General features: G+C 40.6%; 20 protein-coding genes and 1 pseudogene. 7 read left to right on the top strand and 14 right to left on the bottom strand.

All coding sequences use genetic code 11. The annotated features are described in order from the left end of the window. Window positions 1-153: 153 nt before the first annotated feature. From B9N65_RS09650 to mqnE, 5 genes are read right to left on the bottom strand one after another with little or no spacing between them, the layout of a single operon-like run. On the bottom strand, window positions 154-840 hold the full coding sequence (locus B9N65_RS09650; RefSeq protein WP_087583724.1) for a pilus assembly FimT family protein: 687 nt from the start codon (window positions 838-840) through the stop codon (window positions 154-156). Window positions 841-843: 3 nt separating this feature from the next. Beyond that, a complete protein-coding gene (locus tag B9N65_RS09645; RefSeq protein WP_087583723.1) occupies window positions 844-2,061 on the bottom strand; it encodes an ArnT family glycosyltransferase in 1,218 nt (405 codons plus the stop codon). Window positions 2,062-2,070: 9 nt separating this feature from the next. After that, window positions 2,071-2,511 carry a phosphoribosyltransferase gene (locus tag B9N65_RS09640; protein ID WP_012001533.1) on the bottom strand — a complete coding sequence of 147 codons (441 nt, stop codon included), beginning with the start codon at window positions 2,509-2,511 and terminating at the stop codon, window positions 2,071-2,073. A gap of 12 nt (window positions 2,512-2,523) precedes the next feature. Next, complete coding sequence (locus B9N65_RS09635) at window positions 2,524-3,816, bottom strand: NCS2 family permease (protein WP_087583722.1); 1,293 nt, start codon at window positions 3,814-3,816, stop codon at window positions 2,524-2,526. 11 nt (window positions 3,817-3,827) lie between these two features. Further along, the gene (gene mqnE, locus B9N65_RS09630) at window positions 3,828-4,892 is read right to left on the bottom strand and encodes an aminofutalosine synthase MqnE (protein WP_087583721.1); all 1,065 of its coding nucleotides are present in this window, start codon (window positions 4,890-4,892) and stop codon (window positions 3,828-3,830) included. 110 nt (window positions 4,893-5,002) lie between these two features. Here mqnE and B9N65_RS09625 point away from each other — a divergent pair, with 110 nt between their 5' ends. From B9N65_RS09625 to B9N65_RS09600, 6 genes and pseudogenes are all read left to right on the top strand, one after another. Then, a complete protein-coding gene (locus B9N65_RS09625) occupies window positions 5,003-7,501 on the top strand; it encodes an HD domain-containing protein (RefSeq protein WP_087583720.1) in 2,499 nt (832 codons plus the stop codon). A 3-nt stretch (window positions 7,502-7,504) separates the two neighbouring features. Next, the gene (glmS, locus tag B9N65_RS09620; RefSeq protein WP_087583719.1) at window positions 7,505-9,316 is read left to right on the top strand and encodes a glutamine--fructose-6-phosphate transaminase (isomerizing); all 1,812 of its coding nucleotides are present in this window, start codon (window positions 7,505-7,507) and stop codon (window positions 9,314-9,316) included. Window positions 9,317-9,444: 128 nt separating this feature from the next. Continuing rightward, the gene (locus B9N65_RS09615) at window positions 9,445-10,239 is read left to right on the top strand and encodes a CsgG/HfaB family protein (RefSeq protein ID WP_012001529.1); all 795 of its coding nucleotides are present in this window, start codon (window positions 9,445-9,447) and stop codon (window positions 10,237-10,239) included. 1 nt (window position 10,240) lies between these two features. After that, window positions 10,241-10,666 carry a gamma-glutamyl phosphate reductase gene (locus tag B9N65_RS09610; RefSeq protein WP_087583718.1) on the top strand — a complete coding sequence of 142 codons (426 nt, stop codon included), beginning with the start codon at window positions 10,241-10,243 and terminating at the stop codon, window positions 10,664-10,666. Window positions 10,667-10,695: 29 nt separating this feature from the next. Next, complete coding sequence (locus B9N65_RS09605) at window positions 10,696-11,229, top strand: DUF4172 domain-containing protein (RefSeq protein ID WP_087583717.1); 534 nt, start codon at window positions 10,696-10,698, stop codon at window positions 11,227-11,229. 37 nt (window positions 11,230-11,266) lie between these two features. Further along, window positions 11,267-11,548: pseudogene (locus B9N65_RS09600) on the top strand (Fic family protein); the annotation flags it as partial. A gap of 31 nt (window positions 11,549-11,579) precedes the next feature. Here B9N65_RS09600 and B9N65_RS09595 read toward each other — a convergent pair. Both B9N65_RS09595 and B9N65_RS09590 read right to left on the bottom strand, forming a co-directional pair. Continuing rightward, window positions 11,580-12,074, bottom strand: coding sequence for a hypothetical protein (locus tag B9N65_RS09595; RefSeq protein ID WP_021085907.1), 495 nt, complete (start codon window positions 12,072-12,074; stop codon window positions 11,580-11,582). A gap of 11 nt (window positions 12,075-12,085) precedes the next feature. After that, complete coding sequence (locus tag B9N65_RS09590; protein WP_087583715.1) at window positions 12,086-13,285, bottom strand: 2,3,4,5-tetrahydropyridine-2,6-carboxylate N-succinyltransferase; 1,200 nt, start codon at window positions 13,283-13,285, stop codon at window positions 12,086-12,088. 160 nt (window positions 13,286-13,445) lie between these two features. Between B9N65_RS09590 and B9N65_RS09585 the strand changes: the two genes are divergently transcribed. Then, on the top strand, window positions 13,446-14,042 hold the full coding sequence (locus tag B9N65_RS09585) for a YagU family protein (RefSeq protein WP_087583714.1): 597 nt from the start codon (window positions 13,446-13,448) through the stop codon (window positions 14,040-14,042). A 194-nt stretch (window positions 14,043-14,236) separates the two neighbouring features. Here the strand turns inward: B9N65_RS09585 and B9N65_RS09580 are convergent, their stop codons facing one another. The 7 genes from B9N65_RS09580 to thiC all read right to left on the bottom strand — a co-directional run bounded on the left by B9N65_RS09580 (window position 14,237) and on the right by thiC (window position 20,195). Further along, window positions 14,237-14,689: a hypothetical protein gene (locus tag B9N65_RS09580; RefSeq protein WP_087583713.1), complete on the bottom strand. Its 453-nt coding sequence runs from the start codon at window positions 14,687-14,689 to the stop codon at window positions 14,237-14,239. A gap of 159 nt (window positions 14,690-14,848) precedes the next feature. Continuing rightward, entirely contained in the window at window positions 14,849-15,538 is a 690-nt protein-coding gene (locus B9N65_RS09575) for a hypothetical protein (protein WP_021084217.1), read from the bottom strand. Between the two features lie 78 nt (window positions 15,539-15,616). Further along, the gene (locus B9N65_RS09570) at window positions 15,617-16,024 is read right to left on the bottom strand and encodes a hypothetical protein (protein WP_087583712.1); all 408 of its coding nucleotides are present in this window, start codon (window positions 16,022-16,024) and stop codon (window positions 15,617-15,619) included. A gap of 25 nt (window positions 16,025-16,049) precedes the next feature. After that, window positions 16,050-17,387 (bottom strand): PFL family protein, encoded by a 1,338-nt coding sequence (locus tag B9N65_RS09565; protein ID WP_021085933.1) that lies wholly within the window; start codon window positions 17,385-17,387, stop codon window positions 16,050-16,052. 9 nt (window positions 17,388-17,396) lie between these two features. Next, complete coding sequence (locus B9N65_RS09560) at window positions 17,397-17,663, bottom strand: ACT domain-containing protein (RefSeq protein ID WP_002939508.1); 267 nt, start codon at window positions 17,661-17,663, stop codon at window positions 17,397-17,399. 142 nt (window positions 17,664-17,805) lie between these two features. Then, on the bottom strand, window positions 17,806-18,906 hold the full coding sequence (locus B9N65_RS09555; protein WP_087583711.1) for an Mrp/NBP35 family ATP-binding protein: 1,101 nt from the start codon (window positions 18,904-18,906) through the stop codon (window positions 17,806-17,808). After that, window positions 18,900-20,195 (bottom strand): phosphomethylpyrimidine synthase ThiC, encoded by a 1,296-nt coding sequence (gene thiC, locus B9N65_RS09550; RefSeq protein ID WP_087583710.1) that lies wholly within the window; start codon window positions 20,193-20,195, stop codon window positions 18,900-18,902. Before thiC ends, B9N65_RS09555 begins: the two co-directional genes overlap by 7 nt. Between the last annotated feature and the right edge of the window lie 24 nt (window positions 20,196-20,219).

Here is a 20,219-nt window from a genome sequence, read left to right as displayed (position 1 = left end):
AGAACAACGATAAAAAGAAAAGGCTTTATTAACGGTGAAGTTAAAGGTGGTTTCTCGTTTCGTGAGCTGGAATTATATATGAGGGATGCTTAAATGCAGATTAAAAAATGTCAACTTTTTTAAAAAATAAAAACTATAAATTTTTAATCAAATTTAACTATTTTCTTTTATAGATGCAAAGCCGCTTTCTTTTTCTATAGTAATGATTGTTTGATTGCCGCGTTTATCTGTTATTGTTATACTGCAATCTTTTTTAACAAGTCTATCGTATGGTCGCTTTATACCACCACCAACTGTGCTTATTGTCCACATCGGTCGTCCCATTTCGTCAAAAGCGATTTTTTTCTTAGCATTTCCTTTTACACATCCACCAGATAGGGTTACATCTGTTATACCAAATCTTTTTTCTATATTTAGCTCTTTGTTTATCTTTTTGCAGTCACCATCTGACATACCGCTCCAGCCAGCTGTTAGTAACTTTCCAGTCTTATAAATATCACTTGCAAATTCATCTTGCGAATTTGGATTTCCGGTCATACTTTTATCATAATAAACACTATATTTCCAAGTTTGCTCATTATTTTTATCGACCGAACAGCCGTCTACTTTATCTTTAGCAAAAGCTATCGTCCAGCGCTGTTTTGCCCATCCTTTTTCGGTAATAGAATATTTATCATCCTGCATAGCGAGGTGCTGAGTGTATCTTATATGAGTTAGGATCTGATTTGCAGCTTCTCTTGAGGCATTTCTGTTTAGTTTTGGGATCATAATGGCAGCTAAAATTCCAACAACAACAATAACAAAAATAAGCTCTATCATCGTAAAAGCTCTTTTTTTCATAGCTTATCGTTCCTTGATATTGAAATTTGCAACTACTTTTCCCATTTTTTCTATACTAAATTTTGACTTCTCATCTAAATCGGCACTTGCTAATAAATTTTTAGAGTAGCTTTTTGTTTTTATCCCATAAAATTTAAGCCTAAGCGCAAGCCTTGTATCATCAGTCGCTATATCTTGCACTCCAGCCTCTTTTAGCTTATCTGCCAGCTCTTTTGCTACATCAAATTTATAAGTGAGGTGTTTTGTAGGATCGTTTAAAAAAAGGTAAAAAATTTGATTAAAGATGATCGCTGACCAGTTAAATATCAAAAAAAGCATCACTAAGCTAGTGCAAATTTTATGACCTTTTCTAAATTTTGGCAGCCTCACGCGATATGAGTTGAAAAAAACTCTTACCATAAGTGGCGTTGCTATCACGCAAAATGGCAAGAACTGCTCAAGCTCCAGCCTTTGGCGCACAGAGACTATCATACAAAAGCAAAATGAGCAAATGGCGATAAACCACAAAAGATCCTTCTTCTCCTTAACCCAAATTCTATAAATCGTATATACAAAAAAGATAAAGACGAATGGCGAAAATACAGCTGCAAATATGCCAAAAGTATCGATAAAGTGCCCGCTTGGTCTGCCATTTGTTTCAAAGCCAAAAAAGTAAAGCGTCAGCAAAAATAAAATGGCACTGAGCCAAGCAAGAGGCGGCTTTCTTTTGTAAAGTGCAAATATAAAAAATCCTGCATAAAATATCAAAAAATCACCATCTATGAAAAAGGCTAGGCAGAAAAAGAGGCTAAATAAAATTTTCTTTTTAATATGAAAAAGATATATGCATAAAAGCGCTAGAGTGATGCAAATTCCAGCGTTATTTATGATAAGTGCTGAAGCTAGCGTGCCAGGAAGCAGCACAAAAAGTAGGACCGCTATGATCCTGTCAAATTCGAGCTTAATGTAAAATTTACTGACTTTATACATCAAAACCACGCTTGCGATGTGAAAAAAGATCATCACGCCCCGCACAGCAAGGTCATTTTGACCAAAAAAATGGGTGCTTAATTTTAAGATGTAGCTTAAAAGGCTGTGCTTTTGAAAGAAAATTTCAGCCTCATTGTAGCTTATACTAAGAGAATTTGCCGCATAAAGCAGAAAAACAAAATCAATCAAACATATCAAAAATACGCTAAAAGCGATGTGTCTGCTAGCAAATTCTCTAACTCTTTCTAACAAATCGCGCCCTTAAATATGTATATCCCAGAAAAACTCAACCCAGTCATGAGCCTCTTTTACCTTAAATTCAGGCAAAAGCAGAGCCTTTTCTTTATAAAATACAGTAGCTATCTTTATATCTAAATTTGGATAGCGTTTAAGCAGCTCTCTTTTTATCTCGACCATGCTCTCGCCGCTATCGATGATATCATCAACAAGCAAAATTTTAGTGTATTTGCTAAGATCTGGCACGTTAAAAATTTGTATCGTATCAAGCTTGTTTGTATCTTCATAGTGGATAGAATTTAAAGTAAATAAATTTCTATTTTCAAGCGCAACAGCTAGCGAGTGGCCAAGCGTTAGACCACCTCTTGCCACGGCTAGTATCACCTCTGGATCAAACTCATCTTTTATCTGTTTTGCCATCTTTTTAGCATCAACGGCAAATTCATCGTAGCTATAAAATATCATCTTTCATCCTTATCAATGCACTAAAAATACGATAAAACTAATGAGCGCTAGCACGACTACACCTAAATTTATATCGCTAAATTCTCTCTTTATAAGCTTAACTATGACGTATGACATAAAGCCAAATGCAAGGCCGTTTGTGATCGAGTAAGTAAGCGGGATGAGCACAACTATGAAAAATGTCGCAACGGCGATGGCTGGATCTTTGAAATTTATGCTAGCAAGCTCAGCAAACATAAGCACGCCAACCATTACGAGGATCGGATAGATGGCATTGCCAGGGATAGCTTTAAAAAGTGGCAACATAAATAGTGTAAGTATAAACAAAAGTCCGCAAAATACAGCTGTTAGACCAGTCCTACCGCCCTCTTCTACGCCGCTTGCGCTCTCTACAAACGATGTGGTCGTACTTACGCCTACAAGCGAGCCGGCTGCAGTAGCAACAGCGTCAGCTTCAAGAGTTTTTTCAAGTTTTACGACGCCATCTTTTTTGTTTTCGTCAAATATCCCAGCCCTTGTACCAACGCCAGCTAGCGTGCCTATCGAGTCAAAAAGATCGGTCACAAAAAATGTGATAATAACCGGTAGCAAGGCTAGGCTAAAGGCACCTTTTATGTCAAGCTCTAAAAATATCGGTGAGATAGAGGCTGGAGTTGAGAAAATTTCTGTTGGATGAGGAGCGATGCCAAGCACCCAAGCTATCACTGAAGTGACAAGCACTGCCAGGATAAACGCGCCCTTTATCTTCCATGCCCAAAAGCAAATAACCAAAAATAGCCCCAAAACGCCAAGAAGCACGTTTGGATCTCTGAAATTTCCTATGCCAACTAAAACCGCATCGTTATTTACTATAAAGCCCATTTGCTGAAACGCGACAAAGCTGATAAATGTGCCTATGCCAGCGCTTATCGCTCTTCTTAGATCAAGCGGAATGGATCTTATTATCCACATTCTAAAATTTGTAAAAGACAAGACGACAAATATCACGCCGCTTAGAAAAACAACACCAAGAGCCGTTTGCCAAGGCACTTTCATACCGATGCAAAGACCAAATGTAAAATAAGCATTAAGCCCCATGCCAACGCTCATCGCAACTGGTGTGTTCGCCCAAAGACCATTTAATACAGTAGAAAATATGGTAATTAGCGCAGTTGCAGTGATTAATGCCTCATAAGGCATGCCAGTTTTGCTCATAATGATCGCATTTACCGGCACGATATACATCATCGCTAAAAATGTCGTAAGTCCCGCTCCAAATTCCTGCTTCACACTCGTTTTGTTTTGTGCTAAGTCAAAAAATTTCACCCCAAGCTCCTTTAGTAAATTTTAAGTTCGTTATATAAGCTATCACGCTCAACTGGCGTAAAACCAGATGTTTTTATGATATCGCAAAATGTTTTTAGCGTTGTGCCGTTTGCGCTATTTGCGCCAGCTGCACTTTGTATGCTCTCTTTTTCTATCGTTCCGTCAAGATCATCAGCACCAAATTCCTGAGCGATCATCGCTAAATTTAGCGTCGAAGTGGCCCAGTAAGCTTTAATGTGCGGGACATTATCAAGCACCAAGCGAGATATCGCCATAGTCTTTAAAATTTCAGCCGATCCTAGAAATTTGACATCTTTTAAGTAGTTATTTTCTCTTTGATAAACAAGCGGGATAAATGCGTTAAACCCGCCAGTTTCATCCTGCAAGTCTCTGATCCTTAGCATATGATCTACTCTATTTTCGCGGCTTTCTATGTGGCCAAAAAGCATGGTCGCATTGCTTTGTTTGCCTTTATCATGCCACATTTTATGGATCTTTAGCCAGTTCTCGCTGCTTACCTTGCCTTTGCAAATTTTAGCTCTCACTTCTTCGTCAAAAATTTCAGCCCCACCGCCTGGCATGCTATCGACGCCGCACTCGAGCATCTTTTCTATCACTTCATCGTAGCTTAAGCCATAATGCCTTGATAAAAAGTCTATCTCGGCCGCCGTCATCGCCTTTACGTGAAGCTCTGGATAGGCTGCCTTTATCTTTTTAAAAATTTCTAAGTACCACTGCCAGCCACTAGTTGCGTTGTGCGCAGAGACTATATGTATCTCTTTTGCGCCGTGACGCACGCTCTCATCTACGATCTTTAAAATTTCTTCATGGCTCATTAAGTATGGATTTGGATTTTTTCTGTGGGCTGAAAATGCGCAAAATTTGCAGATGTCAGCACAGATATTTGTTGGATTGATATGGCGATTAACGTTAAAAAAGACCTTATTGCCGTGCAGTTTTCTGCGCTTTTTATCGGCAAATTTAGCCAATGTAAAAAGATCAAGCTCATAAAGTGAAAAAGCCTCTTGCTTGCTTAATCTCTCGCCACTTTCTAGTTTTTGTAATAGATTCATTATTTATATCGTCCTAAAGCTGAACTTAAGGCTTTATTATAAGCAAATAAAGCTTTGTTTTTGCAAAAATTATGTAACATTTGTCAAGATATTTTTAACAATGGAAACACTAAATGCTAGCTGATAAAAGTGCCAAAAATAGCGATAATTATTCAAAGATCAAAGAGAAATTTCTTGATTTTAAGGCAAATTTGCCAAAACATTTTCAAAAAAACCAAGGCAGAAATTTCACAAATTTCTTAGCCAAAGAGTATGATGATTTTATAAAAACTTATTTAAATGAAACTATGCGAGAATTTTTTGATGAGTTTGTACCACAAAACGACAGCTTTGCTTTTAGCGTTCTAGCCACTGGCAAATACGCTCAAACGCTGCTTAGCGCAAATAGCGAGCTTGAAATTTTACTAGTTTATAAAAATTTAAAGGGCTATAATATAAAAAATTTCTTAAAAGAATTTTCTGAAATTTTAGATAGCTCTGGCATGAAATTTGTGATAAAAATTGCCGAAGTGGATGAAATTTTTATAAATTTCAAAGACGACCTTAAATTTAAAAGCGAAACCTCGCAACTTCGCTACATCTGCGGCTCAAAAAGCCTCTACCGCTTAGTAAAAAGCGAGATCGTAAAGATAAAAGAATTTGATAAAAAAGCCTTTTTAAACTACCATTTAAAGGCATTTTTGCCATTTTCTAGCATAAGCTACTTGGCGCAAGAGCCAAATTTGAAAAGTGGCTTTGGCGGGATCGATGAAATTTACCGCTTAAACTGCATACTAAACTGCCTTGATAGCGACGTTTCAGTTAGATCACAAGCCCTTAAAGTGATGAATGAAAAAGAGATCGCTAGTTTTAATCTAAATGTGGATTTTTTACTAAGTTTGCTAAGTGCTTTAAATTTAACTCAAAACACCGATACTTTCAGCGCTTCAAGTGTCGAGATCACGACAAATTTCATGCAGACAAAGTCCAAAAAACTGCAAGACAACGAGAGCGTCATCAGCCAAAAGATGCTAAGCTCGATGAATAACGTAGCCATTTATTCAAGATTTATCGCAGCTTCGCTTTGCAGGCCATTTTTCAAAAGCGAGCTAAGCTTCGAGCAGAGGAAATTTGCTAGGCTAAAAAATGGCTTTTATGAGATAAATGGCGTCATCTACGTGCCACTTCACAAAAAGCCAGCCCTTATCGAAGATCTCATAAATGAGCTTTTGGAGCTAAAAGATGTGGATTATAAATTTGATATAAGCGCGATCTTTTATATCAAGCGAGCCATCATCACAAAAGATGGCTTAGAGCGCGCTATAAGCGAGTTTAAGAAGATATTTTTAAGAGAAAATTCCTACGCTATCTTAAAATCCTTACTAGATGCGCAGATGATACAAATTTTGATAAAACCGATGGAGCACATCTCCCAGCTAGCAGAATATGACGGCTATCACGAATTTACGGTTGATGAGCATAGCATCTTAAGTGTCAAATTTCTTGAAAACATAAAAGATAAATTTATAAAAAATCTCTACACTGAGCTTTGCTTGGAGGGCAAAACGATGCTTAAGATCGTAACTCTTATGCATGATGTTGGCAAAGGACTTGGCGGAAAAGATCACGCAAACATCGGCGCAAACATCTTTAGAGCCTACGCGAACAAGCTAAATTTAAGTCAAAAAGCTATCAACGTCGGCGTCATCTTGATAAAATACCACACCCTAATGAGCAACGTCTCAAACAGAGAGGATATCTACTCACAGCGCGTCATCTTTGCCTTCATCTCAAAGCTTGGCGACAAACAGGTCTTAAAGCTACTTTACATCCTTAGCTACTGCGTGATAAACGCCACAAATGAGAGGCTTTACAACGCCTACACAGCAAAGCTTTTAAGAGAGCTTTATGAAATTTCTCTTAGCGCATTTAGCGATGAAAATTTACTTGATGAAGCGACAAGGCGGGTAAAAAAAGAGCAGTCTATAAAACGAAATAGCGAGTTTTTGGCGCTTGAGCCAAAGCTGCAAGAGAAAATTTTTAAGATCACATCAAATTTAGTCTTTACAAAATATAGCGCGAGCGAGATCATAAATTTAAGCAAAGTGGCTGACAGCCTAAACGAAACCGAAATTTTCATAAACAATACTAAAAATTTAAGCATTCAAATTTATACAAACAAGAGCCTAAATTTAAGCGCCCTGCTCTATGAATTTGCCAAATTTGACCTTGCATATATGGAGATATTTGAGCTTTTTGAGAAGAAATTTTATATCAGGCTTGACTTTAACCAAAATGTAAAAAATCACGAGCTTGAAAACACTAAAATTTTAGCCCTAAAATCACTAAATAGCGAGGTTTTAAGAGAGCCTTTGAAACCAAATATTAACAAAGATGAGATAAACTTCGAGCTAAACCACTCAAAAGATTATGCCAAACTTAGCATCAACGCAAAAGATCAGCGCGGGCTAATGGCTTATGTGATGAGTGTTTTTGACAGGCTTCATTTTCAAGTCACGAGTGCGAGAATTCAGACGGTTAAAAATAGAACGAGAAATCTCTTTTTGATCGAGAAAAACGAGCGACTTGAGAGTAAAGGCGAAGAGATATTAAATTTATTAATAAGCGAGTAAAACATGTGTGGAATCGTAGGATACATTGGAGATAAAGAAAAAAAAGAGGTCATTTTAAGCGGGCTAAAAGAGCTTGAGTATCGCGGATACGACAGCGCTGGCATGGCTGTGATGAGTGATGGCAAGATCGACTTTTTCAAAGCGGTCGGCAAGCTTGAAAATTTAGTCCTAAAGACAAAGGACTTTACATCAGAAGGTTTTGGCGTGGCGATAGGTCATACACGCTGGGCGACGCACGGCAAACCAACCGAGATAAACGCTCACCCGCACCTTGGCGAGCACTCATTTGTCGTTCATAACGGCATCATCGAAAACTACAAAGAGCTTAAAGATGAGCTTGAGGCAAAGGGCGTGAAATTTGTCAGCCAAACCGACACCGAAGTGATCGTGCATCTTTTTGAAGAAATTTTAAAAGAGAAAAAAGACCCATTCAAAGCTTATGAGGCGACTATCGCAAAGCTAAGAGGCGCATACGCGACGCTACTTATCACCAAAACTGCGCCTGATAAGATATTTTTCGCAAAAGATGCCGCTCCTATGGCGATAGGCAAAAGTGACAAAAAAGAGGTATATTTTGCCTCATCAGATGCGCCGCTTATTGGCAACGCAACTGAAGTAGCATACCTTGATGATAACAACTACGGCTACGTGAGCTTAGACGAGATCGCTGTTTTCAAACACGGCAAAAAGGCTAACATAACATTTAACGCTTTGCCAAAAGATAAGAGCTATGCCCAAAAAGAGGGCTATACATTTTTTATGGAGAAAGAAATTTACGAGCAAGGCGCTGTTGTGTCTGAAACCATCATGGGCAGGGTTAAAAACCACAAAGTCACTCTTGAAAATTTAGACGATGAATACCTAAAAGGCATCGATGATGTTGTGCTTTGTGCGTGCGGTACGAGCTACCATGCAGCGCTTGTTGCAAGCTATCTTTTTGAAAGGCTTGCCAAAGTTAGAACAAAGGTCGAAGTGGCAAGCGAATTTAGATACAGAAAGCCTTATCTAAACAAAAACTCGCTCTTCATCGTCATCTCGCAAAGTGGCGAGACAGCTGACACTCTTGAGGCGCTTAGGATAGCAAAAGAGGCTGGACTAAGGACACTTGCGATTTGCAACGTCGATAACTCATCTATCGTTAGACTAGCTGATAATACGCTTCTAACTCGCGCTGGCATCGAAAAAGGTGTAGCAAGCACAAAGGCATTTGCAACGCAGATCATCGTACTTTGGATGCTTGTACTTCAAATGGCATCTGCAAAGGGATCTATCAGCAAAAAAGAGCTTGATCACGAGATCAAAACGCTTCTTCACATACCACAAATTTTAAATATAGATAACTCTTTGCAAGAGAAGCTTCACCGCCTAAGCAAGCACTATTTACACGGTCATGGCTTCTTCTTCATCGGCAGAGACATCTTCTATCCGCTAGCCCTTGAAGGCGCATTAAAGCTTAAAGAGATTTCATATCTTCACGCCGAGGGCTATCCATCAGGCGAGATGAAGCACGGCCCTATCGCACTTGCAGATGAGAAGTTATTTACGATCGCTTTAATGCCTCAAAACTTACTATACGAAAAAGCAAAGAGCAATGTCGAAGAGCTTGCTGCAAGAGATGCATATATCCTAGCAATAAGTCCGCTTGAGTTTGAGCTAAGCGACGACTACGTAAAAACAAGCATTCAAGATCACTACATGAGCGAATTTTTCGAGATGATGCTAGTGCTTCAGCTGCTTGCACTTGAAATTTCCGTTAGACTTGGCAACAACGTCGATATGCCAAGAAACCTCGCAAAAAGCGTAACTGTCGAATAATTTATGTGGCTGGCATCTTGCTGGCCGCTTAAATTTTACTTTTATATTTTTCTTTTAAAATTTAAGTTTTCACAAAATATTATTTTCTTATAATATTTGCACTTCTAATTACATTAAAAAGGATCTTCATGAAAAAGAGATTTTTAGCATCTAAGGTCTTTAGCAGCGTTGCCGCTCTTTGTTTATTTGCTGGATGCGCTAGCAGCAATAGCGGTGTAACTGGTGCCGCAGCAGGAGATACAGCCAAAAATGCCAACACGAAAATCGAGCGTTGCAGCCAAACGCTAGGAACATTGTCTTTTTACGAGGATCAAAGTAGCTCATGGTACTCATATCTAACTAGAGATTATCAGCTTGGCTCAACAGTGCCAGTGCTAAGGATCTTAGCTCAGCAAACTGGCTGCTTCGTCATCGTCGAGCGTGGCAGAAGTATGGATAATATGATGCAAGAGCGCGCGCTTGAAGCTAGTGGCGAGCTAAGAAAAGGTTCTAAATTTCACAAAGGTCAAGTCGTAGCGGCTGATTATACCATGCAGCCAGAGATCACATTTAGCAAAGAGGATACTGGCGGTATCAGCGGACTTGTAGGCGCTGTCTTTGGCAACGTTGCTGGCAAGGTAAGCGGAGGCTTTTCAAAGAGCGAAACACAAACATCTTTGCTTCTTATAGACAACCGCTCAGGCGTACAAATCGCTGGTGCAGTCGGCAGTGATAGCAACTTTGACTTCTTTGGCATGGGCTCAAATTCATTTTCACGTGTGAGTGCTGGACTTGGTGGCTACACAAAGACACCAGAGGGCAGGATGATCGTAAATGCTTTTATGGACGCGATGAACCAACTTATAGTCGCGCTAAAAGATTATAAAGTCCAAAATGTAAAAGGTGGTCTTGGCAAAGGCGGAAATATAAAAATAGGAGACTAAGATGAAATTTATAGCCATTTTGTTTTGTACATTTACGATGTTGCTAGCTGCAAACTATACTAAAAAGATAGAGATCGGGCTTTGCAAACTTATAAACGAAAGAGAAATGGCTAAATTTTATGGCGACACGAGAAACTATGACGCCCTTAGTAAAAAGATAGACGGATATAAATTTCGTTTTGGATTGAAAGATTTTGATGAGGATAGTTGCCGCATGAGTGGCTACTATCCTGTTGATCCAAACTATGCACCATATCCGCCTAACTACCGCCCATACTATCAAAATGAGTACGAAAGATTTGATAGATTTCAGCGTGGTTACCGCGGCGGCTACTATAACGATGATGACTATGATGATGGTTTTGAGCGCGGATATAGACGTGGCTACAATGACGCTAGAAGAGAGTATAGAAGACCTTATAGATAGGCGAAAGCATAAATCTTTAAAGAAATTTGATGCAAAACCTGTGGATATGGAAACATCCTAACTACCCAAATTTTTCTTTCGACAAAAGAATAATAAGCACCCTTGCAAATAAGCTAGAGCAAGAAAACGAAAATTTAAAAGAGATAATAAGCAATATTAGCGGAAACGATCTTTTAAAGGCGCAAATTAGCGCCCTAGAAGATGAGATCTTTTACTCATCTCTCATAGAGGGCGAGAAGTTTAAAAGATCAAGTATTCGCTCATCGGTAAAAAAGAGACTAGATGAAAATTTTGACTGGCTAGCCGACACTCATGCGACTAGGCATAGCGATAATCTAGTCTCGCTAATGCTTGATGCAAATTTAAACAAAGCCCCTATGAACTTCGAGCGACTACATGGCTGGCACAATGCCTTGTTTGAATATAGCCATAGCAAAATTTACAAGATAAAAAGAGCTAAATTTAGAGATGATGAGATGAGCGTCGTCTCAGGTCCTTCAAAAAATGCACAAATCCACTACGAAGCCTTGCCAGTAGAACGCGTAGAGGATGAAATTTTTTAAATTTTATAAATAAAAGCTCCGAAACGCCTATGTAAAAAGCGCCTTAGCACACCTTTGGTTTGTGATCATCCATCCTTATGATGACGGCAACGGACGCATGGCAAGGGCTTTGGCGCACTACTGCTTGACTAGTGAAAGCATTAAGCCGTTTTCTATCTCGAGCATTATTTACGCAAATAAAAAAGATTATTATGAAATTTTAGAGCAAACAACAAAGCTTGAAAATAATTCAAATTTTGACTTCACAGCGTGGATAAAGTGGTATTTAGAAGCGGTAAATAGCGCCATAAAACAAGCTATAAGCTCATTAAAAAGATAAAATTTCTATCAAAATTTAAGAGCCAAAGCCCTTAAATTTTATCTTTAGTTAGGATTTTTGCGAGCTGCTCTTTGATCTCATCATCAAATTCACTAACACTTATAACGCCTCTGCTCTCACACATCTTAGCGTCATTTACCTCACAGTAGCCACTTAGCGCGTTTTTGTATCCACCCCTTATGCAAGCCTCTCTATCCTCTAAAAATCCAGCCCCACCAAGGATGAGCACGCCAAGGTCAAAGCCGATCTTAAATTTCGCGCTCGCTGAGCTTTTTATCCAGCTTAAAAATATCTCATCATACCTAAGTCCAAGCGCACCAACGCCATCTGGTACGACCAAGATATCCACGCCATAAAGGCTTTCAGCGTAAATTTCAGGATGAAGCCTGACGCCAAATTCATCGACTATCTCAGGCTTTAGAGCGTAGGTTTTGATGTTAAAACCTTCAAATTTATGCAAAAAATCATAAATTTTGGCAAAGCTTAACAAATTTATCTTGTCAAACATCAAAATGCCAACTTTCATGCTAGCTCCTTTTAATGAAGTGCCTCATTTAGCTTGATCGCCCTTTTGCTCGCACTCGCGGTGATCTGCCCTGTTTGGCTATTTTGCCTAAAATGAAGTCCGTTTAGCCCGCCAAGCTCGAGTGCTTTGTAAATTTCAGCCTCAAATTTAAATTCTGGATTTATCTTAGCTAGCTTTTCGCGCTCGCTTGCCGAGATATAGACCTTTGTGCCCTCAAGCACCGCTATGCCAGCATCCACGATGCAGTTATCACCAAGTGGCACGCCAGTGACTGAGTTTGCGCCGAGCAAGCAGTGTTTGCCGATGCTTACAGGGTTGCCGTTTGTGCCGCTTAGCACGCCAAGTATGCTAGCTCCGCCTCCAACGTCACTGCCCTCGCCCACGACGACAGAGCTGCTGACCCTACCTTCAACCATCACGCCACCAGTCGTGCCTGCGTTAAAGTTGATGTAAGCAGCCCCTGGCATGACGACTGTGCCAGGATGCACAGCAGCGCCCATGCGAACTTTGGCAGCGTCCAAGATCCTTGTGTTATCAGCTGGGATGATGTGACTTAAAAATCTTGGGAATTTATCCACACTCACGATCGCTGGGTACTCGCCAAACATTTTTAGAGAAATTTCATTTTCTCTTAGCCACTCAAGCTCGATCGGGATGTTTTGGCTAGTCCATGCGACATTTGGTAACACCCCAAAGGCTCCATCAAGCACGATCGTCCTAGGTGCGACCTTGCCAAGCGAGATCAAGTAGAGCTTGAGATAGACGGCCTCCACGCTAAGTGGCTTTGCGTCGTCGAACAAAAATACAAGTTTAAATTTATTCTCATTTAGCTCAAGATCGTCCTCAAATGCCATCTTTACAGCGTGTAAATTCTCCACGTTTTTGTGTGATTTTATATCTTTTTCAAAGACGCTAAAGAGCTTACTAGCCTTTTTTGCTACCTTTGGTGTGAGATCAGCTACGAACTCGTGAGCGCTAAAATCAACCTCAACATCGCACTTTTGCAAGGCATAGATAAAGGCAGCCGCGCTTAAAAAGCTCTCTTTATAATTTATAACGGCGTAACTTGCCTGCAAAATTTTGTCGCTATTTTTTTGTCCGCGATCGACTCTTGCGATGCCAAAAGCAACTGGATCTTTGTAACCATCTTTTTTTCTAAATTCTTCAAAAAATTCCTTAAATTCGTTTGCGTCTTTGAACTCTTTAGACATCTATTCTCCTTTAATTTTTTTCTTAGTCTAGCCAAAAATGGCTAAAAATTTTATGATTTTAAAGCATTTGAGCTTTGATAAATTTATAAATTATAATAATGATTAACCTTATCATAAAGAAAATAGAAATAAAATGCCTCAAATTTTACAAGGAGACAAAATGTCAAATCTAGCTACCAAACCAAAATTTGCCTTAGCTGTGTTGATCGGCCTCGTCGCTGGCGTAGTTTCAGCTTTTGTCAAATGGGGTGCAGAAGTACCGCTTCCGCCAAGAAGCCCTATGGATATGTTTAACGCAGCTTGCGGACCAGAAAGTGCCATCAGAGCGGCTGATGCGATCGACTGCTCGAGAAATTTTCTAAATCCCCCTTATGTATTTTTGAGAGATTATGTCGGTATCGCCGATCCAAACGCTGCTATCTACGAGTTTGCAAGACATGCCTTTAACTACGTGATGCTAACGCACATCATATTTTCAGTAGTCTTTGCCGTTGGCTACTGCGTCGTGGCTGAGAAATTTCCAAAGATCACGATGTGGCAAGGCGTGATGGCTGGTATCTTAGCAACTATCGCAGTTCACGGCATCTCACTGCCGCTTCTTGGCCTTACTCCGCCACTTTGGACACTTCCTTGGTATGAGTATGTCTCTGAGTTTGTAGGTCACATGGTCTGGTTCTGGTCGATAGAGATCATCCGCCACGACCTAAGAGCTAGGATCACAAAAGAAAAAGACCCGAGCGACTGCTGCAACGCATAGCTTATAAATTTGCTGTTTTGGGCGCAAAACCTAAAACAGCAAAATTTAATAATTTAAAAACTCTAGCGCCTCTTAGACCACAATCACATTGATGAAATTTATCTGCCTAAAAATTCAAAAATTTTATTTTTCACAGGACTTGAAAATTTTAAATTTATATATCTTTTAATGTGTAAAATTAAAAATTTAAGCGTTTAACACTCACTACTAAGCTCTAAATTTTCTAAACAAAGCGGTCTTTCACCCTCAAAGATCACCCCTATACCGTAAGGCTCGCAGATATCAAGCTCACCCTCAGCAAATCTCATCAGCCACTGCTTATCACGCGCATAAAAAGTGCATTGCGGCGCGCTAAAGGGCAGGTCGCAAACTGGCGCGTCAAGCAAGCTAAGCTCATCCTCGCTCAAAAGGCACCCTCGTCTAAGCTCATCTTTTAAAAAGGCAAGCGACTCTTTTATGTATCGGTCGATATCTTTGGCGATGCGCTCTGCTAGCAAAGTAGTCTCATCATCTACGTCTGCCATGTCTGTGCTAACGAGGCAAAATGTCACCTGTCCAAAAATTTCACTTTTTAGTCCAGTCTCCGCATACCAGATAAAACCTTCATCTGTTGCAACTTTTTCAAGTTCGCCAAATTTCAAAGTCATTTTGTATTCTCATTTTTTTGTGCTTTTGCTACTCTTATGAAAAAGAGCCAAATTTAGGCAAATTTGTCGTGATTTAAAATAGAAATAGCTTGTAAATTTGCCCTTTTAGCATAAAGCAAAAGCTAAATTTACAAGCAAATTTTCAGTTTTTCTCGCTACTTAAAAGCAAAATTTCTCATCAGTGCCATTTTGCTTGCGCATAGCTTTAAAGTTAGCAAGATTGTCTTTGTCTAAAAAGTAATCTTTCTCTTTTTTGTTGCGCGCTTCAAGCTTTTCTATGCCTTTTGCAAGGGCTGCTTTTCTATCTTCGTGAGGCGAGCTAAATTCTGGCGAAAACATCGCTTCATAGGCATTTTTCTTAGTCCATTCAAGCGCTTTATCGGCGATCTCTTGTTGCTTTTTGATATCGCAAAATGCATAAGGATTGACCACGTCGCCAACAAGCTTCATAAACGCCCCTATCGCAGCCACCACATCAGTAAATTTCTCGCCCTCCATGTCTATAACGCCTCTTAGCAAGATCGCACGGTTTTTTGCCGCATAAAACCAAAATACCGCATCATCGCGAAGTCCAAGATCATAAGCGCGAGCTGAAAGGACAAAAAGAGTTATCGGAGAGACCATTTGTGGGGCGTCTTGCACGATCTTTTCAGCCTTTTTAAAGTCCTCTTCTTTGCCACTTTTTAAAAGCTCATCTATCTTGTCATAGACCTTGACATACTCCACCTTGCCAGCATTTGCTGAGTAGTATGGCGTGACGTAGATGTCGATACTTCTTACTTTGCCGTCATTTGCAAAGCCACATACCGCTCCAAAAAGTAGCGCCGTAAGCAGTGATAAAATTTTCATTTTAGCTCCTTGTTAAATTTTTCTTTTTTTACTATCAAATTTATTAAAAAACTCGTATTTTTACATATCCTTATGAATTTAATACGCCTTTATTAGTCGTAAATTTTTTAAATTTATACCGCCTAAAAATACTCCTCTTTCAGGCTCAACCCACTCTACGACTATATTGTCTAGATCATCATTTGGCTCGCAATACATTTTTGAGCAATCATATTTTGATACAAATTTATCACCAATGTTAAAATCCATCTGCGTAGAATTACTTGGTATGTGCAAAGTATATATTATTCGGTATTTTTCGCCATCTTTCGTCTTTGCTGATGTCATCTTAATAAGAATGTCTTCATCATTATTAAAATTTGATCTATAGATACCATCTTTACCAAGACCTGCTGCTTCAAATTTCATCTCTTTGCTATAAAATGGATATAGTGCCGAGCAACCAGATAAAAGCAAAATCATAAAAAATAGTCCAACTGCTTTCATTTTATAACCATCCTTTTAGAAACTTTTAGTTTTTAAAACTATGAATAGGCGCTGGAATTTGTCCGCCACGAGCGATAAAATCAGCACTTGAGGCCTTATTTATCTTCATCACAGGCGCTCTTCCTAAAAGGCCGCCAAACTCGATCATATCACCCTCACGTCCAAGAGGTATGATACGAACGGCCGTTGTTTTTTGATTTATCACGCCGATGGCCGCCTCATCAGCGATCATCGCAGCTATGCTTTCACTTGGCGTATCCGCAGGTATGGCGATCATATCAAGCCCCACCGAGCATATCGCTGTCATCGCCTCAAGCTTTTCTAAATTTAATGATCCCGCGCGCACCGCAGCTATCATGCCCTCATCTTCTGAGACTGGGATAAACGCACCGCTTAAGCCGCCCACTTGGTTGCACGCCATGACGCCACCTTTTTTGACCGCGTCATTTAAGAGAGCAAGTGCCGCAGTCGTGCCGTGCGTACCGACAGCCTCAAGCCCCATCTCCTCAAGCACGCGAGCCACCGAGTCGCCCACAGCAGGCGTTGGAGCAAGAGAGAGATCGACGATACCAAATTTCACCCCAAGGCGCTCACTCGCCATTTGACCGACTAACTGGCCGATACGAGTGATCTTAAACGCCGTCTTTTTCACAGTCTCAGCCACCACGTCAAAGCTTTCTCCACGCACCTTTTCAAGCGCTCTTTTTACGACGCCTGGGCCTGAAACGCCGACATTTATCACCACATCAGCCTCGCCCACACCGTGAAATGCACCAGCCATGAAAGGATTGTCCTCGACTGCATTTGCAAAGACGACAAGCTTTGCACAGCCCATCTCTGAAGCTGCTGCCGTCTCTTTTATGATGCGTCCCATGTCACGCACTGCGCTCATATTTATGCCACTTTTTGTTGAGCCGACATTGACGCTTGAGCACACTTTCGCGGTTTGTGCGAGCGCTTGCGGGATAGAATTTATCAAAATTTCATCGCCCTTTTGATAGCCCTTTTGCACTAAAGCCGAAAAACCACCTATAAAATCAATACCAACTTCAATGGCCGCCCTATCAAGCGTCTTTGCGATCATCACGTAGTCTTTTGCATCCGTTGCGGCGCCGATTATCGAGATAGGAGTCACGCTCACTCTTTTATTGACGATTGGTATGCCTAGCTCGGCAGAAATTTCATTGCCCACTCTAACTAGGTCTTTGGCTTTAGTGGTGATTTTTGCGTAAATTTTGTCGCAGGCTTTATTAATGTCAGGGTCGATGCAGTCAAGCAAACTAATGCCCATTGTGATCGTTCTGATGTCAAAATTTTGCTCCTCGATCATCGAGATAGTTTCGGTTACATTTTTGATATCCATCTTTTGTCCTTAAATTTTGTGCATAGCATCAAAAATGGCTGAGCTTTGGATATTTATCTTTACTTTTAGGCTCTCTCCAAGCTTATCTAGCTCCGCTCTTAAGGCTGTAAAGTCCTTATTTTCATCGCTTGAAACCACCGCCATCATCGTGAAAAAGTCGCTTAAAATAGTCTGACTTATATCATCTATGTTTAGCCCTAGCTCGCTAAGCTTTGCTGAGACGCCAGCAACGATGCCAACTCTATCTTTTCCGACTACGGTTACGATCGCTTTCATCTTTTCTCCTGTTAAATTTTCTTTTTAATGATTGCATTTTGGCTCCAAAATTTAAACCCTGCAACAAGCAAAGTCAAATTTTGGTAGCCAAATTTAAACTGGCAAATTTTAAAATTTGCTCTAAATTTTATCTTTTGTAAATTTACTTCGAGCAAGCACTCTTGCCGTCATTTACTGGTTGGATCGCTGAGTTATCAGCCCCACCGCCGTTATTTATATTTTCTATTATCTCCCAAAGCCTTGCAGCTGCGCTCTCATAGCGTTTTGCAGTGACTGAGTTTGGCTCATAGAAGCTAACTGGCTTGCCACTATCGCCACCCACTCTAACAGCTGGCTCGATAGGAATTTCAGCTAAAATTTGAGTGTTGTAAGCCTTTGCTACCTCTTCAGTCGTGCCTTTACCAAAGATGTCATACTCTTTGCCGTTATCTGGGCAGATGAAGCCGCTCATATTTTCGATGACACCAGCGATTGGGATGTGGAGCTTCTCAAACATATCAAGCGCACGCTTGCTATCATCAAGTGCTACGACTTGAGGCGTTGTGACGCATACACCTGCCGTTACTGGCACGCTTTGAGCTAGAGTTAGCTGCGCATCGCCCGTTCCTGGAGGCATATCGAGAAACAAGACATCAAGCTCGCTCCAAAGCACGTCTCTTAGCAGCTGCTCGATCGCTTTCATGATCATCGAACCACGCCAGATAAGGCTCATGCCCTCCTCCATCAAAACGCCCATACTCATCATCTCCACGCCGTGGCTAAGTATCGGTTTTAGCTTGTTGCCGACGACTTGTGGCTGAGTATTTACTTCGCCAAGCATCCTTGGGATGTTTGGTCCGTAGATATCAGCGTCCAAAATTCCCACTTTTTTGCCTAGTTTTGCCATTGAGATGGCTAAATTTAGCGTTGTGGTTGATTTACCAACGCCACCTTTGCCAGAGCTTACCATTACGAAATTTTTAACTTGTGGCGCGATATTTTTGCCACTTTGAGTGTTACTTTTCTCCTCAGGTATCTTTGGCTGGATCAAATTTAGCACGTACTCGTTTGAGCCCATGACACGTTTGATGTCCGTTTTTAGCTCGTTTGCCACCTCTGGGCTTGAGCTAACGATCTCGACTTCGATTGTAATTTTCTCGCCGATCTCCACGTTTTTTACAAAGCCAAAACTAACTATATCCTTCTCAAATCCCGGATATATGACACCTTTTAGTCTGTTTAAGACCTCTTCTTTATTTAACATTTTTCTCCTTTTTCTAGATCTTTTGAAATTTTATATGCACAAAATTTTGGTCCGCACATCGAACAAAAATGAGCACTCTTAAACGCATCTTCTGGCAAGCTCTCATCGTGAAGCTCTCTAGCCTTTTTTGGATCAAAGCTAAGCTCAAACTGCTTGTTCCAGTCAAATGCGTATCTCGCGTCACTCATCGCATGGTCTTTTTCGATAGCTCCAGCCTTGCCAAGTGCGACGTCTGCGGCATGAGCTGCTATCTTGTGAGCTACGATGCCCTCTCTTACATCATTTTCATTTGGCAAGCCAAGGTGCTCTTTTTGCGTCACGTAGCAAAGCATGCTAGCGCCGTGATATGCCGCCATCGTACCACCTATCGCTGAAGTGATATGATCATACCCCGCGCCGATATCGCTAACAAGCGGTCCAAGCACGTAAAATGGGGCGTCATGGCAGAGCTCTTGTTCGATTTTCATATTATACTCAATTTGACTTAATGGCACATGACCAGGGCCTTCTATCATCACTTGCACATCTTTTTGCCACGCACGAAGTGTTAGCTCTCCAAGCACTTTTAGCTCGCTAAGTTGCGCTTCGTCTGTTGCGTCGTAAAGGCAACCTGGGCGAAGTCCGTCGCCAAGCGAGAGCGAGACGTCGTATTTTGCGCAAATCTCTAAAATTTGATCAAAAATCTCATAAAATGGATTTTGTCTATTTAGCTTTGACATGTAGCTCGCGCTCAGGCTGCCGCCACGGCTAACTATGCCCATTTTACGCTTTTTAACAAGGGGCAAAAACTCACGCAAAAAGCCAGCGTGTATCGTAAAGTAACTAACCCCTTGCCTTGCTTGCTTCTCTAGCACGCTTAAAATTAGCTCATTTGTGATATTTGTAACCTCTTTTGCCTCTTTTAAAATTTCATACATCGGCACTGTGCCAACTGGCACGCTTGAGTGCTCTATGATCGCACTTCTAATGGCGTCTAAATCGCCGTCCGTACTTAGATCCATAACCGTATCAGCGCCAAATTCTAGGCAAATTTCAAGCTTTCTAAGCTCAGTGCAAATGTCACTACTTAGGCTTGAGTTGCCGATATTTGCATTGATTTTTGTCTTTAGCTTTCTGCCTATGCCCATTGGCTTTAAATTTGTGTGATTTACATTTGCTGGGATGATGATGCTACCTTTTGCCACCTCATCCATCACTAAATTTTCGCTCACTCCTTCGATCTTTGCTACGTAGCTCATCTGCTTTGTAAGCTCTCCTCGCCTAGCATAGTACATCTGCGTCTTTGTCATGACTAGCCTTTTTTTAAAATTTAA

The sequence above is a fragment of the Campylobacter concisus genome, from assembly GCF_002165815.1.
Taxonomy (GTDB): Bacteria; Campylobacterota; Campylobacteria; order Campylobacterales; family Campylobacteraceae; genus Campylobacter_A; species Campylobacter_A concisus_BH.
The sequence above is the reverse complement of the archived record's forward strand: the minus strand, read 5'-3'. Positions and strand labels throughout refer to the sequence as shown.